This window comes from Nocardia sp. CA-290969 (genome assembly GCF_050936135.1).
Classification (GTDB): Bacteria; Actinomycetota; Actinomycetes; order Mycobacteriales; family Mycobacteriaceae; genus Nocardia.
In genome coordinates this window covers 2128451-2141319 of the sequence record NZ_JBNJNJ010000001.1, presented here as the reverse complement: position 1 = coordinate 2141319, position 12869 = coordinate 2128451, and the positions used below count along the sequence as shown (strand labels likewise).

The 12869-nt window shown below is 69.5% G+C and carries 11 protein-coding genes and 1 pseudogene; 6 read left to right on the top strand and 6 right to left on the bottom strand.

Annotated elements, in window-relative coordinates:
• Nucleotides 1-5: 5 nt before the first annotated feature.
• The 3 genes from ACQEVO_RS09990 to ACQEVO_RS09980 form a co-directional block, all read right to left on the bottom strand.
• Complete coding sequence (locus ACQEVO_RS09990) at nucleotides 6-1196, bottom strand: cation:proton antiporter (RefSeq protein ID WP_432911302.1); 1191 nt, start codon at nucleotides 1194-1196, stop codon at nucleotides 6-8.
• A gap of 10 nt (nucleotides 1197-1206) precedes the next feature.
• Entirely contained in the window at nucleotides 1207-1689 is a 483-nt protein-coding gene (locus ACQEVO_RS09985) for a cation:proton antiporter regulatory subunit (protein WP_432911299.1), read from the bottom strand.
• 127 nt (nucleotides 1690-1816) lie between these two features.
• Nucleotides 1817-2686 (bottom strand): bifunctional 5,10-methylenetetrahydrofolate dehydrogenase/5,10-methenyltetrahydrofolate cyclohydrolase, encoded by an 870-nt coding sequence (locus ACQEVO_RS09980; RefSeq protein ID WP_432911296.1) that lies wholly within the window; start codon nucleotides 2684-2686, stop codon nucleotides 1817-1819.
• A 197-nt stretch (nucleotides 2687-2883) separates the two neighbouring features.
• Between ACQEVO_RS09980 and ACQEVO_RS09975 the strand changes: the two genes are divergently transcribed.
• Nucleotides 2884-3762 carry a YdcF family protein gene (locus tag ACQEVO_RS09975; RefSeq protein ID WP_432911293.1) on the top strand — a complete coding sequence of 293 codons (879 nt, stop codon included), beginning with the start codon at nucleotides 2884-2886 and terminating at the stop codon, nucleotides 3760-3762.
• On the opposite strand, the gene galT is transcribed toward ACQEVO_RS09975, so the two are convergent.
• The gene (gene galT, locus ACQEVO_RS09970; protein ID WP_432911291.1) at nucleotides 3752-4885 is read right to left on the bottom strand and encodes a galactose-1-phosphate uridylyltransferase; all 1134 of its coding nucleotides are present in this window, start codon (nucleotides 4883-4885) and stop codon (nucleotides 3752-3754) included. The genes ACQEVO_RS09975 and galT overlap by 11 nt on opposite strands.
• Nucleotides 4886-5040: 155 nt before the next feature.
• Here galT and ACQEVO_RS09965 point away from each other — a divergent pair, with 155 nt between their 5' ends.
• From ACQEVO_RS09965 to ACQEVO_RS09950, 4 genes and pseudogenes are all read left to right on the top strand, one after another.
• Complete coding sequence (locus ACQEVO_RS09965) at nucleotides 5041-5982, top strand: hypothetical protein (protein WP_432911288.1); 942 nt, start codon at nucleotides 5041-5043, stop codon at nucleotides 5980-5982.
• A pseudogene (locus ACQEVO_RS09960) lies at nucleotides 5979-7250 on the top strand (adenylosuccinate synthetase); the annotation flags it as partial. The gene ACQEVO_RS09965 and the pseudogene ACQEVO_RS09960, both read left to right, overlap by 4 nt.
• Nucleotides 7251-7812: 562 nt before the next feature.
• On the top strand, nucleotides 7813-8442 hold the full coding sequence (locus tag ACQEVO_RS09955) for an NUDIX hydrolase (protein ID WP_432911286.1): 630 nt from the start codon (nucleotides 7813-7815) through the stop codon (nucleotides 8440-8442).
• Between the two features lie 215 nt (nucleotides 8443-8657).
• The gene (locus ACQEVO_RS09950; protein ID WP_432911283.1) at nucleotides 8658-9473 is read left to right on the top strand and encodes a putative protein N(5)-glutamine methyltransferase; all 816 of its coding nucleotides are present in this window, start codon (nucleotides 8658-8660) and stop codon (nucleotides 9471-9473) included.
• Here ACQEVO_RS09950 and ACQEVO_RS09945 read toward each other — a convergent pair.
• Both ACQEVO_RS09945 and ACQEVO_RS09940 read right to left on the bottom strand, forming a co-directional pair.
• Nucleotides 9457-10284: an SDR family NAD(P)-dependent oxidoreductase gene (locus tag ACQEVO_RS09945; RefSeq protein ID WP_432911281.1), complete on the bottom strand. Its 828-nt coding sequence runs from the start codon at nucleotides 10282-10284 to the stop codon at nucleotides 9457-9459. The genes ACQEVO_RS09950 and ACQEVO_RS09945 overlap by 17 nt on opposite strands.
• 61 nt (nucleotides 10285-10345) lie before the next feature.
• The gene (locus ACQEVO_RS09940) at nucleotides 10346-11917 is read right to left on the bottom strand and encodes a succinic semialdehyde dehydrogenase (protein ID WP_432911279.1); all 1572 of its coding nucleotides are present in this window, start codon (nucleotides 11915-11917) and stop codon (nucleotides 10346-10348) included.
• A gap of 175 nt (nucleotides 11918-12092) precedes the next feature.
• Here ACQEVO_RS09940 and ACQEVO_RS09935 point away from each other — a divergent pair, with 175 nt between their 5' ends.
• The gene (locus tag ACQEVO_RS09935) at nucleotides 12093-12869 is read left to right on the top strand and encodes a TetR/AcrR family transcriptional regulator (protein WP_432911277.1); all 777 of its coding nucleotides are present in this window, start codon (nucleotides 12093-12095) and stop codon (nucleotides 12867-12869) included.

Below are 12869 nucleotides of genomic sequence, written 5' to 3'. Positions count from 1 at the left end.
TTCCGCTATTCGTCGGCCGTATCCGGTTCCGGTTTGGGCTGACGGGTGACGATGCGCAGCACCGGCTCCACCACCCGCGCCGCGATCGGCCCCACCACCGCCATCAGCAGGACATAGGTGGTGGCCAGCGCCGCGAACTCGTCCGGGACGGCGCCCGCCGCCACCGCCAGGCCGGCGATGACGATGGAGAACTCACCACGCGCCACCAGCGCCGCGCCCGCGCGGGCCCGGCCCAGCCGGGAAGCCCGGGCGTGGGCGGCGGCCCACCAGCCGGTGGCGATCTTGGTGACCGTGGTGATCACCGCGAGCAGGATCGCCCAGCCCAGCACCGGCGGAATACTGCGCGGGTCGGTGGTCAGGCCGAACAGGACGAAGAACATCGCGGCGAACAGGTCACGCAGCGGTTCGAGGATCTTGGTGGCATTGTGCGCGGTGGTATCGGAAATCGCGATACCCAGCAGGAACGCCCCGACCGCCGCCGATACCTGCAGTGCGGAGGCCACCCCGGCCACCAGCAGCGCCGAACCGAGCAGTTTCAGCAGGAAGATCTCCCGGTCCTCGCTCGCCACGATGGCCGAGACGTACTTTCCGTACCGGAACGCCACCACGAGCACCACCGTGACCGCCGCCAGGGCGATCGCCAGCGATTGCAGCCCCGCCACGAAGCCGAGCCCGGCCAGTACCGCGGTCAGCACCGGCAGATAGGCGGCCATCGCCAGGTCCTCGAAGACCAGGATGGACAGGATCACCGGGGTCTCGCGGTTACCGAGCCGGCCCAGATCGTTGAGAACCTTCGCGATGATGCCGGAGGACGAGATATACGTGACGCCCGCCATGGCCAGTGCGCCGGTGGGGCCCAGCCCCAGCAGCAGCGCCACGATCACGCCGGGCGTCGCGTTGAGCACCAGGTCCAGCAGGCCGGCCATCCAGGATCTGCGCATACCGGTGAAGAGCTCGGCCGCGCTGTATTCGAGGCCGAGCAGCAGCAACAGCAGGATCACGCCGATCTCGCTGGCGAGGTGGATGAACTCGTCGGCCTCGTGGAGTTCGAAGAAACCTCCCTCCCCGAACACCAGGCCACCGAGCAGGTACAGGGGTATCGGGGACATGCCGATCCGGGCCGCGATGCGTCCGAGCACGCCGAGCCCGAAGAACACCGCCCCCAGCTGGATCATTGCCAGCGTGGTCGCATTCATCGCCGTGGAATCAGCCGTCTTTCAGGATGTCCGCGGCGTTGTCGAGGCCATCCGATGTCCCCACCACGATCAGCACATCCCCACCGGTGAACACGAAATCGGGCCCCGGGGCCGGCATCGCCTGCCCCGCCCGCATCACCGCCACGATGGAGGCCTTGGTCCGCGTCCGCATCCGCGTCTCGCCCAGGGTTCGCCCGTCGTACGGGGAATTCTCGCCGACCGGGAGCTGGCGGGTGTTCACCCCGTCCATATCGCGGTGTTCGTTGCGCAACTGGCCCACCAGCTGCGGGGCGCCCAGCAGATTCGCCAATGTCCCGGCCTCGGCCTCGGTCATCGGGATCTGCGTGGTGGCGTCGGGGTCACCGATCTTGGTGAAGATCAGATCGATCGTCCCGTCCTTGTGGTCGACGACCCCGATACGCCGGCGCACAGCCGTAAGCGGAAAATCCTTGCGTACGCCTATACCCGGCAAGGGTGTCACTTCGACGTTCACGATGTCACCTCAACTCGACTATCCGTCCGCACCGACGGGCGCGCACACCCTAGCGCTACCCGCACGGCGCAGGTAGCGAAACACCCGGGCCACCGGCCCCTGACCGGCGGCCTGCGGCCTGCCCCGGCTATGCCACACCGCCGTTGCGGCGGGCCTGTTCGGCGGCGATCACCACATGCCGCATGAGCAGCGCCGTGGTCACGGGCCCGACCCCGCCCGGCACCGGGCTGAGCGCGGCCGCGCGACCCTGCACCGACGCCGGGTCGACATCGCCGACGATCGAACCGTCGGCCGCTTCGTTGGTCCCCACATCGACCACCACCGCACCCGGCCGCAGGTTCGCGCCGGTGACCAGGCCGATCCGGCCGGCGGCGGCGACCACGATATCGGCGGCCGAAGTCACCGCGGGCAGATCGGTGGTCCGGGAGTGGCAGATGGTGACCGTCGCGTTCTCGGCCAGCAGCAGCTGCGCGAGCGGTTTGCCGACCACATTCGACCGTCCGACGACGGCGACGTGGCGCCCCGCGAGCGCGATCCCGTGATGTTTCAGCAGTTCCACCACGGCTTCCGCGGTGGCCGGGGCGAATCCGGCCGAACCCGCGGTGAGCAAGCCCAGCGACAGCGGGCTCACCCCGTCCACATCCTTGGTGGCGGCGATCGCCGGGGACACCTCGTCCAGCGATATCCCGGCGGGCAGCGGCGTCTGCAGCATGATGGCGTCGGTGCCGGGATCGGCACTGCGCACGGAGAGCTCGGTGCGCAACGCGTCGGCGGTGGCATCGGCCCCCAGATCGACTGTTTCGCAGTCGATACCGCGATTGGCGGCCGATTTCTTCAACGAGTTGACGTACCAGGCGCTGGCGGGATCGTCGTTGGCGACCACCAGCGCCAGACGCGGCGCCCGGCCCGCCTGTTCGGTGAGCGCTTTCGCCCGCGCGGTCGTATCCGCGTTGACGGCGGCGGCGAGCTCTTTCCCGGTCAGCGATGCGGTATCCACGGGGGTTCAGCCTAGCCCCGCGACGGTGCGGCATCCGCAAGGGTGCCACCGGACATGTCACGAATCGGACAGCCGCAAATCCCGTATCCCGGCCGTACCGGGCTCTAGGGTGGGTTGCCACGCACCGCACGAACCGACAGTTTCCGACCCGATCACCTACGAGAAACCAGCTCCACACGTGGAAAGGTGTCGCCGTAGTGCACAATCGCAGAGGTCTGCACGTTCTGGTGGCCTTCGCCGCCGTCGCAAGTATGGTTTTCGCCGGACTCCTCGGCACGCCCGCCCGGGCCTCCACCCCCGAAACCGATGCCCTGTACAACTCCGCCCAGCGCCATTTCACCGAGGGTGATTCCGAGGCCGGCCGCGCCGATCTGCGCGCGCTGCTCGCCCGCGACCCCGCCGATGCCGAAGCGCTCTCCCTGCAGGTGATCTGGTCCGATTACGCGGGCGATCTGCCGGCCCGGAACGACGCCATGGGCCGGCTGCGGGCCGTGAACCCGGGTATGGCCGCGGGAACAGACGGCGTACTGGGCGCGATCGGCGCCGGCGTGGCCACCCTGCCCAATCCGCTGCCCGCGCTGGTGGGTCCGCAGACCGGGATCGTGGTCTTCGGTTACGGCCTGCTGCCCGACGGCACTCCGCGGCCCGAACTGGTCGACCGCCTGCAGGCGGCGTGGCTGCAGGCCATCGCGTCGCCGTTCTCCCCGATCGTGGTGAGCGGAAACAATCCCAGCAACGGCATCACCGAGGCCGAGGCGATGCGTAACTGGCTGGTGGGTCGCGGTATTCCGGCCCAGCGGATCCATCTGGAGAACCGCGCCGGTTCCACCTTCCAGAACGCGCTCTACAGTGCGCAGATCCTGCGCGATCTGGGGGTGTTCAGCGTGGTGGCGGTGACCTCGCCGAACCATATCCGGCGGGCGGTCACCGATCTCTATATCGCCGGGATCCGGGTAATCGGCGCCACGACATCGCTGGATCAGCTGGTTTCGCAACTGCCGCCGCCGAGCAGGCCGGCGCAGTACAACATCTATCTGGACGCGACCCGGACGTTCCAGCTCCCGGTCAGCCGCTGAAATCTATCGAGGCGACGGCCGCCCGAATCCGGGCGGCCGCCTCTTCCGGCACGATATCGGCGACGAACGCGCCCATCGCCGCCTCCGACCCCGCCAGGTATTTGATCTTGTCCGGGCCGCGGCGAATCGAGGTCAGCTGCAGGTGCAGGCGGATCACCTCGCGCCCGGTATGCACGGGCGCCTGGTGCCACGCCGCGATATAGGGCGTCGGATCGTCGTACAGGGCATCGATACCGCGCAACAGCCGCAGGTAGAGCGTCACCAGTTCGTCGCGTTCCGCGTCGGTGGTCGCGGCCAGATCCGGGATGTGGCGGTGCGGCAGCAGATGCACTTCGATCGGCCAGCGCGCTGCGAACGGGACGAACGCCGTCCACCATTTCCCCGCCAGCACCACCCGGCCGCCCGCACGTTCGGTATCGAGGATGCGCTCGAAAAGGTCCGGGCCGAGCCGTTCCGCGATATCGAGCATGCGGGTGGTCCGGGGTGTCACATAGGGGTAGGCGTAGATCTGGCCGTGCGGATGTGGCAGGGTCACCCCGATCGCCTTGCCCCGGTTCTCGAAGACGAACACCTGCTCGATACCCGGCAGCGCCGACAGGACCGCGGTGCGATCGGCCCAGGCCTCGATCACGGTCCGGGCGCGGCTCGGCGTGAGATCGCCGAAGGCACCCTCGTGTTCCGGGCTGAAACACACCACCTCGCACCGTCCGACGGCCACGCGTTCCCGGTCGAAGCCGACGCCGGTGATATCGGCGAGACCGCCGGGTGCGGGTGGTTCGCCGGTGACATCGCCGGGTAGCGCGGGCCCGAAGGAGGGTGAGCGGTTCTCGAAGACCGCGACGTCGTAGCGGTCCGGGATCTCCGAAGGATTGCCGGGGGTCTGCGGCGCCAACGGATCCCGGTCCGCCGGCGGGAGCACCACGCGACTCTGCCGGGCGGCGGCGATGGAGATCCACTCCCCGGTGAGTACGTCCTGACGCATCGTCGCGGTCGGCGGCCGGGGATCCAAGCGGCGGGTATCGATCCGGCGTTCGGGCCCGAGCCGGGTGTCGGCGTCGTCGTAGTAGATGAGCTCCCGGCCGTCGGCCAAGGTCGCGCTGCGCTTCACGATGCGGTTCGGCACGCCTTCACGATAGCCAGCCGGTACCCCCGCAGGCCCATCCCGGCATCCGGCGGGTCCGTTCGCCGCGTTCCCGGGCGGCACCGGTTCGCCTCTGGTCACAGCCGCTCAGTTTAGTTATAGTCAATACGACCAAAAGATGAACCGGGGAGTTTCCTATGGGATACGGACACTGGGACCACAGCGCCTACCGCGCCGCCGAGACCTACCGGGCACGGCACGGAATCGACGATTTCGGCTACACCGCGCAACTGCGCGACCAGCCCTACGACACCTGGACCAGCCACCCGGACCTGGACCCGTTCGGCGTCACCGCCCGCGAATGCCGGGACTCGGCCGAGCATGCGCAGTCACTGCCGATCGCGGTGCTGTTCGACGTCACCGGCTCCATGGGCCGGGTGCCGGTGATCATGCAGACCAAACTCGGCAAACTGCACGGATTGCTGAAAAACAAGGGCTATGCCGACGATCCGCAGATCCTGTTCGGCGGTATCGGGGACGCCGACGTCGACCGGGCGCCGTTGCAGGTGGGTCAGTTCGAATCCGACAACCGGATGGACGAGCAGTTGCGCACCATCCTCCTCGAAGGCGGAGGCGGCGGCCAGAAGTCCGAAAGCTACGAGCTGGCCGCCTATTTCATGGCGCAGCACGTGATCACCGACGCCTGGGAGAAACGCCGTAAGAAGGGCTACCTGTTCATCATCGGCGACGAACTGAACAAATCCCGCCTGGCCGCCCGCCATATCCGCGCGGTGATCGGTGACCATGTACGCACCGATATCGCGGTCGATTCGATCTACCGCGAACTCGGACAACGCTGGAATGTTTACTACATCCTGCCGAATCAGTCGTCGTACTACCGTGATCCGCAGATCGCCGAGCACTGGTCGGGCCTGCTGGGCCAGAACTTCCTGCGGCTCGACGATCCGGCCGCGGTCTGCGAACTCATCGCCTTGACGATCGGGCTGGCCGAGGACCGGGTGGATATACCGGCCGGTCTGGCCGACCTCCGCGATATCGGGTCGGTGCACGAGGCCGAGATCGTCGGCAAGGCGCTCGGCACCCGTGCGCCGAAGGCCCTACCGGGCGCCACGACATGAGTGGCAGGGGTGTCGGCGGATCGGAGCAGGATCCCGGCCGTCACCTGATCGTCGTCGACCTCGGTTTCGGCGATGCGGGCAAAGGCGCCACGGTCGATTGGCTGTGCACTCCCGAGACGGGTCTGGCTGTCGCCGCGGTGGTGCGTTTCAACGGCGGCGCGCAGGCCGCCCACAACGTGGTGGCCGGCGGCCGGCACCATACGTTCGCCCAGTTCGGTTCCGGGACCTTCTCCGGCGTGCCGACGCACCTGTCCAGACATGTGCTGGTGGAACCGCTCGCCCTGGCCGCCGAGGCGGAAACTCTGGCGGCGCTCGGGGTACCGGATCCGCTGTCGCTGCTGTCGATCGATGCCGCGGCGCTGCTCACCACCCCGATCCATATCGCCGCCAACCGTGCCCGCGAGGACGCCCGCGGTACCGCGCGGCACGGATCGTGCGGGCTGGGAATCGGTGAAACCGCCTCCTACGCACTGCGTTACGACGCGCCCCGCGTCGGGGACTGTCACCGGCCCGCCGTCCTGCGCGATAAGCTCCGCGCGCTGGCCGCGCACTACCGTCCGCTGCTCGGCGACAGCGCGCACACCCACGAACCCGTCGATGCCCTGGTGGAGGTTTATCGGGAGTTCGGGCGCGCGGTACGGATCACCGGCGACGGCGAGCTGCGGCGCCTCGCCCGGCGGGGCCGGCTGGTGTTCGAGGGCGCGCAAGGGGTGCTGCTCGACGAATGGCGCGGTTTCCATCCGTACACCACCTGGTCGACGGTGGAACCGCGCAACGCCCGCAGCCTGCTGGCCGGGATCGGCGCCACCGCGGCCGTCCTCGGCGTGACCCGCAGCTATACGACCCGGCACGGGGCCGGCCCACTGCCGACCGAGGACCCGGATCTGCGTATCCCGGAAATACACAACGCCCACGGCAGATACCAGGGGCCGTTCCGCCGGGGTCGCCTCGATACGGTACTGCTCCGGTACGCCGTGCAGGTGTGCGGCGGTGTCGACGGGCTGGTTCTCACTCACCTGGATGCAGCGGCCGGCGAGCCGGTCGCCACGGCCTACCGCACACCGCACGGCATCCTCGACACGCTCCCGCCGGGATCGTGGCAGGATCTCGGTCACCAGGCCGCGCTCACCGCGACCCTCGCCACGGCCATCCCGGTGCTCGGCGATCCGGCAGCCGACCTGCCACGCCTGCTGGAGCAGACCTTGGGTGCCCCGGTCGTCCTCACCGCCACCGGCCCCGATCGATCCGCCCGTGCCCCGTCGACGGCCTTCGAAGCACTGGCCGGTGCCGGCTCCCCACCGGCGGGCACCAGTGGACACACCGTGTCGGCAGAACCCCTGTTCCGGCCGGCCGCGCGCACGCCGAGCACGCGCCGGCAGCGGACAGGCGCCGACGCCGAACCGGTCGTCCGCACGTCGACCGGCTCCGATCGGCCCCCGCGCACACCGGCGGCGGCGTTCGAAGCGCCGGCCGGTCCACCCTTCCGCACTCCGGCCCCGGCGGGGACACCGTGCCGGCCGAACCCGCTCCTTCCGGCGGACCGCGCATACCCCATCCGGTAGACGCGGCCACGAGCGCAACCGGAAGGCGCGCAGCTCCCGACCGCTTCACCGAGCAGGCGCCGGCAGCCGACCGGCCGGCCGCAGGTGCCGGCGTCGAATCGGGCACGCACGGGTGTAGCCGGCAGAGCACGCGTGCCGGCGCGAACGCGGCGACGGCGGATCCTCAACCCGGAGCAGGCCGGCCGGGTACCTCGGGCGAGGGAGCGCGTAGCGATCGCGGTGGCCTCGCTCCCGGTAGCGGCGAGGGCGGATTTGGCAGGATGGGGACGTGGACCAATCAGCGGTATCCGTGGATGTCGTGGCGTTGCGGTTCTGGCCCGCGGACGCCGCGGTCACGTTCGGTATCGCGCCGCGCGGGCACGAACCGTTCACGGGGCAGGTCGCGTTGCCCGGTGTTCTGCTCGGGCGGGGCGAACGCCTCGCCGAGGCCGCGGTCCGAGCAGTTCGCACCAAACTGGGCGTCCCGGACTCCGCACTGGGACCGGTCGGCCAGCTGGTGACCTTCGACGAACCGAACCGCGACCCGCGCGGGCCCACGCTGTCCATCGTCATGTGGGCGGTGACCGAACCGCACGAGGGGCCGGCGCACTGGGTCACCTTCGACGATGTCCCGGCCCTGGCTTTCGACCACAACAGCATCGCCGCGGCCGCCCGCACCCGGCTGGCGGGGCTGCTCTGGAAAGACCTCACACTCACCCGCGCGCTGCTCGGGCCGCAGTTCCCGGCCACCCGCGCGGTCGACCTCACCGCCTCGCTGTCGGGCGCCCGGCCGGACGCGGCGAATCTCAACCGCACCCTCGCCGGGATTCCCGGACTGGAGAAAACCGACGAGCGGCGCCGCACGAAGGCCACCGGCCGGCCCGCGGCGGTCTGGGCGTTCACCGGCCGGCAGAGCTGAATGCCACTCTTCGACCTGTCGGCTCGGCCGCGGCAAGTGCCTCGAATCCGCATCGACCGACGGGCCACGGGGCTGGGATCGGCTGTTCGGCACCCTCGGACGTTTCGTCACCGGAACTGTTGGTGAGCAGGGCGACCGCGCGTTCCGGAATCCGCAGGCAAGACTCGCGCGATAATCCGGTGCGCCGACCTGCGACCGCCGAGCAGACTGTGCCCATGCCCGCATTCGATATCGAGGCCGTCACCCGGCAGCTCCGTGCGGCGGGATGCGTTTTCGCCGAGGACGAGGCGCGGATGCTGGGCGGCGGTGCCCGTTCGGCGGGTGAACTCGCGGAGTTGGTCGCGCGGCGGGTGGCCGGGGAGCCGCTGGAATACATACTCGGCTGGGCCGAATTCAGGGGTGTGCGAGTGGGGGTGCGGGCGGGGGTGTTCGTACCGCGGCGGCGCTCGGCGTTGCTGGTGGACGAGGCCGCCGCCCTCGCTCGCAGCACGCCGCCGCGGATCGTGGTGGATCTGTGCTGCGGGTCGGGAGCGCTGGGGCTGGCCCTGCTCACCGAACTGGCCGGCGGCCCGGACCCGCTACCGGAGCTGTTCGCCGCCGATATCGACCCGGTGGCCGCCGACTGTGCGCGCGCCAATCTCGCCGGTATCGGCGGACGGGTTTTCCAGGGCGATCTGTTCGATGCGCTGCCGAGCCAACTGTGCGGTCGGATCGATGTCCTGCTGGCGAACACCCCGTACGTCCCGTCGGAGTTCCTGTCCCGCCTGCCCCCGGAAGCCCGGGACCACGAACCCGCCACCGCGCTCGACGGCGGACCCGACGGGCTCGTGCTCGCCCGCCGCACCGCCGCCGGGGCGGCCGAATGGCTCGCGCCCGGCGGGAGCGTGCTGATCGAGATCGGTACCGATCAGATCCCGGCCGCCACCGCAGTGCTCACCGGCAGCGGTTTGCGAGCCCGGATCGCCCGGTCCGCCGAACTCGGCGCCACCGTGGCCGCCGGCACCCGTCCGGCGGCTACTTACGGCCCTTGAACTCGTCCATCGAGTGGTAGACGCCGACCGTGTTCAGGAACAGGTCGCGCAGTTTGAGCGGAAGCACACCGGAGAGCACCTTGTTCAGGCGCGAGGTCCACGGCATGATCACGACGGGGGTGCCCTTTTTCATCTCCGCCCAGGCGGTTTCGACGGCCTTGTGCTGGTCGAGGATCGGGGTGAACCAGAAACCCTTGGCGCCTTCGAACATTCCGGTATTGATGTAGGTCGGGCAGAACGTTGTCACCTTGACGTGGTCGTGCCCGGCCTGACCCAGTTCGATCCGCACCGAATCCGACCAGCCCAGCGCTGCCCATTTGGACGCGGCGTAGACGCTCATCCGCGGGTTGTGCACCAAACCGGCCGAGGAGGCGATGGTGAGCACCCGGGCCTCCACGGTACCGGCGACCATGGCCGGCAGGAACTCGAGCGTCACATACATCGGCGCCATGGCGTTGATGGCCATGGTCTTGTCGATATCGTCGCGGTCCTTCGTCTCCCAGAAGTAGGTGTTACCGCGCACGATTCCGGCATTGTTCACCAGGACGTCGATATCGCCCACATCCACCCGGACCGATTCCGCGGCGGCCGCGACGGCGGCCCGGTCGGAGACGTCCACGGTGTAGGTGTGCACGGTGCCGGACGCCGCGGCGAATCCGGCGGCGGTCTCCCGCAGCGCGGTCTCGTTGATATCCCAGAGCACCACCGCGGCGGCGCCTTCGCGCACCGCCTGTTCGGCGAACAATTTGCCCAGGCCCATGGCAGCACCGGTGATCAGCACCTTCTTACCGGCCACCGTGTCCAGTTTCATCGATTCGGATCCTTCGTCGTTCTGGGAGGAAAGTAGGGGCAGCGGCCGGATACCGGCGGGCCTATTTCTGGCGCAGGGTTTTCATCACCCGGAAATACAGTGTCATGGTTTTCGCCCACATCGCCTCCGACATCCCCGGAAGCGGCGCGATCGGCAGCATGCGCTGCACCGCGATGGTTTGCGTATCGACGTACTTCAGCAACCCCTCGGGGCCGTGCCGGCGGCCGGTTCCGGAAATCCCGACACCACCCGACGGGGCGTCCGCGCTGCCCCACGCCGCGATGAATCCCTCGTTCACATTGACCGATCCGGCGTTGATCCGGGCGGCGAATTCCCGGCCCCGGGCCGCGCTGCGCGACCAGACGCTGGCATTGAGGCCGTACGGTGTGTCGTTGGCCTGGGCGACCGCCTCGTCGTCAGTGGCGACCTTGTAGACCGAGACGACCGGGCCGAATGTTTCCTCCCGGTACACCGTCATCTCGGCGGTGACATCGGTCAGCACGGTGGGTTCGTAGAAGTAGGGGCCGAGGTCGGGCCGGTGTGCGCCACCGGCCAGGACGGTGGCGCCCTTGGCGACCGCATCGTCGACATGAGCGCGCACGGTGTCGAGCTGGCGCGCGAAGGTCAGCGAACCCATATCGGTCGAATAGTCCAGCGGCGAACCGAGTGTCAAAGCCTGGACCGCGGGCACGAATTCGGCGACGAACCGGTCGTAGACCGATTCGTGCACGTAGATACGTTCCATTGATTCGCACAGCTGGCCGGCGGAGGCGAAACTGGCCCGCACCGCGGTCTTGGCCGCGGCCACCGGATCGGCGTCGGAGAGCACCAGCAGCGGGTTCTTCCCGCCCAGTTCGAGGGAACAGCCGATCAGCCGCTCCCCCGCCTGGCGGCCGATGGTCCGGCCGGTGGCGCTCGACCCGGTGTAGTCGACATAGTCGGCGCGGTCGATGACCTCACCGCCGATCACCGAACCGCGGCCCAGCACGATCTGCCACAGGCCCTCGGGCAGACCGGCCCGCACGGCGGCGTCGACGGCCCACAGCGCGGTGAGCGCGGTCTGGTTGTCCGGCCGGCCGACCACCGCGTTACCGGCGACCAGGGCCGGTAACGCATCCGAAACCGCCAGCGCCAGCGGATAGTTCCACGGCGAGATCACCGCGACCACGCCCTTGGGCCGCTGCCGCACCTGGACATCGGTGAGCACCGGCAGCACCCCGCGGGGTTTGCGGTGGGCCAGCAGCCGGGGGGCGGTGGCGGCGTAGTACCGCGAATTCACCGCGACATCGCCGACCTCGTCGAAGGCGTGCGCGCGAGATTTCCCGGTCTCGGTCTGCACGATGTCGAGGATGGTGTCCTGTTCGGCGAGAACCAGATCGTGGAAGCGGCGCAGTACCGCGGCGCGCTGCCGGACCGGCACCTGCGCCCACTGCCGCTGGGCGGTCCGGGCCCGCTCGAAGGCGGCCTCGATATCGGCGACCGACGACTGCGGTAGTTCGGTGATCGGCTCGCCGGTGACCGGCGCGGTGACCGTGACGGCGGGCGCCCCACCGGCCGCGGCGCGGCCGAGTAGCCGGTCGACCAGGTCCGGGGTCAGGCGGCCGGTGGCGGCGGGACGCTGGGCGGTCGTCATCGTCGGCATACTCCTGAGGCGGGTGCGGGCCGCGATCGGCAGGTCGCGGCACGGATGATTAATTGAACAGTGGTGTTAATGTAATGGTCGTGCCGTATGGAGTGTCAAGGGGGCCGTTGCGCACAACAGCCCGTCACCAGCGTCGGCTGTGGGATCTCACAGCCCGGAGCGCTTCGTGACCTCCCGCCCGGCCGACCCGGGCCGCGGCGGCGGCTCGGCGACACCTGCCGCGCCGGCACGGCCGCACGCCCCAGCCCACGCCACCGCCACGCCCCGGCGAGGCCGCCCGCCGCAGACCCGGGAACAGGCAGAGCAGGTCCGCGCGCGGATCGTCGACGCGACCGCGCAGGTTTTCACCCGCACCGGTTCGCGGGGCCTGAGCGTCGCCCAGATCATCGACCGGGCCGGACTGTCGCGTCCCACCTTCTACCGCTATTTCGCCAATGCCACCGAACCCTTGAACGTGCTGCTGGATATCTCCAACGCGGAACTGGTCGGGGGTATCGCGGCCGCCCTCGAGGCCACCGGGGAAGGCGTGGACCTGGGGATCCGGCTGATCGACGCCTACCTCGACTGGGCCCGCGGGCACGGGGCCGTCCTGCGGCCGCTGTTCGCCGAACTACACGATCCGGCCTCGCCGGTCTCGGCGTACCGCAACGTCGCCATCGACGGGATCCGCGAGATCGTGCGGCGCAAATTCGCGGAACTGGGCCGTCCGGTACCCGAACCACTGGACCTCGACGCCGCGCTGCACGTCTGCGAGTACGTGGTGTACCGGATCTCGGCCGCCGCCGAACCGGGTGCCGAACCGGATCCGGCCATGGTCGCCGCGGCCCGCCTCACAATGATCCGGGTCGTCCTGGCGACCCTCGGCAACACCGCCGACCTCGGCTACGCGATGGAGCTGCCCGGCCTGTTTCCCGCGGCGCGGACGGACGACGCGCACGAATGA

Excerpts from the sequence above, each read along its gene's own strand:
- ACQEVO_RS09945 (WP_432911281.1), bottom strand. The coding sequence starts at position 10,284 with ATGAAACTGGACACGGTGGCCGGTAAGAAGGTGCTGATCACCGGTGCT.
- ACQEVO_RS09940 (WP_432911279.1), bottom strand. The coding sequence starts at position 11,917 with ATGACGACCGCCCAGCGTCCCGCCGCCACCGGCCGCCTGACCCCGGAC.
- ACQEVO_RS09950 (WP_432911283.1), top strand. The coding sequence starts at position 8,658 with ATGCCCGCATTCGATATCGAGGCCGTCACCCGGCAGCTCCGTGCGGCG.
- ACQEVO_RS09965 (WP_432911288.1), top strand. The coding sequence starts at position 5,041 with ATGGGATACGGACACTGGGACCACAGCGCCTACCGCGCCGCCGAGACC.
- ACQEVO_RS09990 (WP_432911302.1), bottom strand. The coding sequence starts at position 1,196 with ATGAATGCGACCACGCTGGCAATGATCCAGCTGGGGGCGGTGTTCTTC.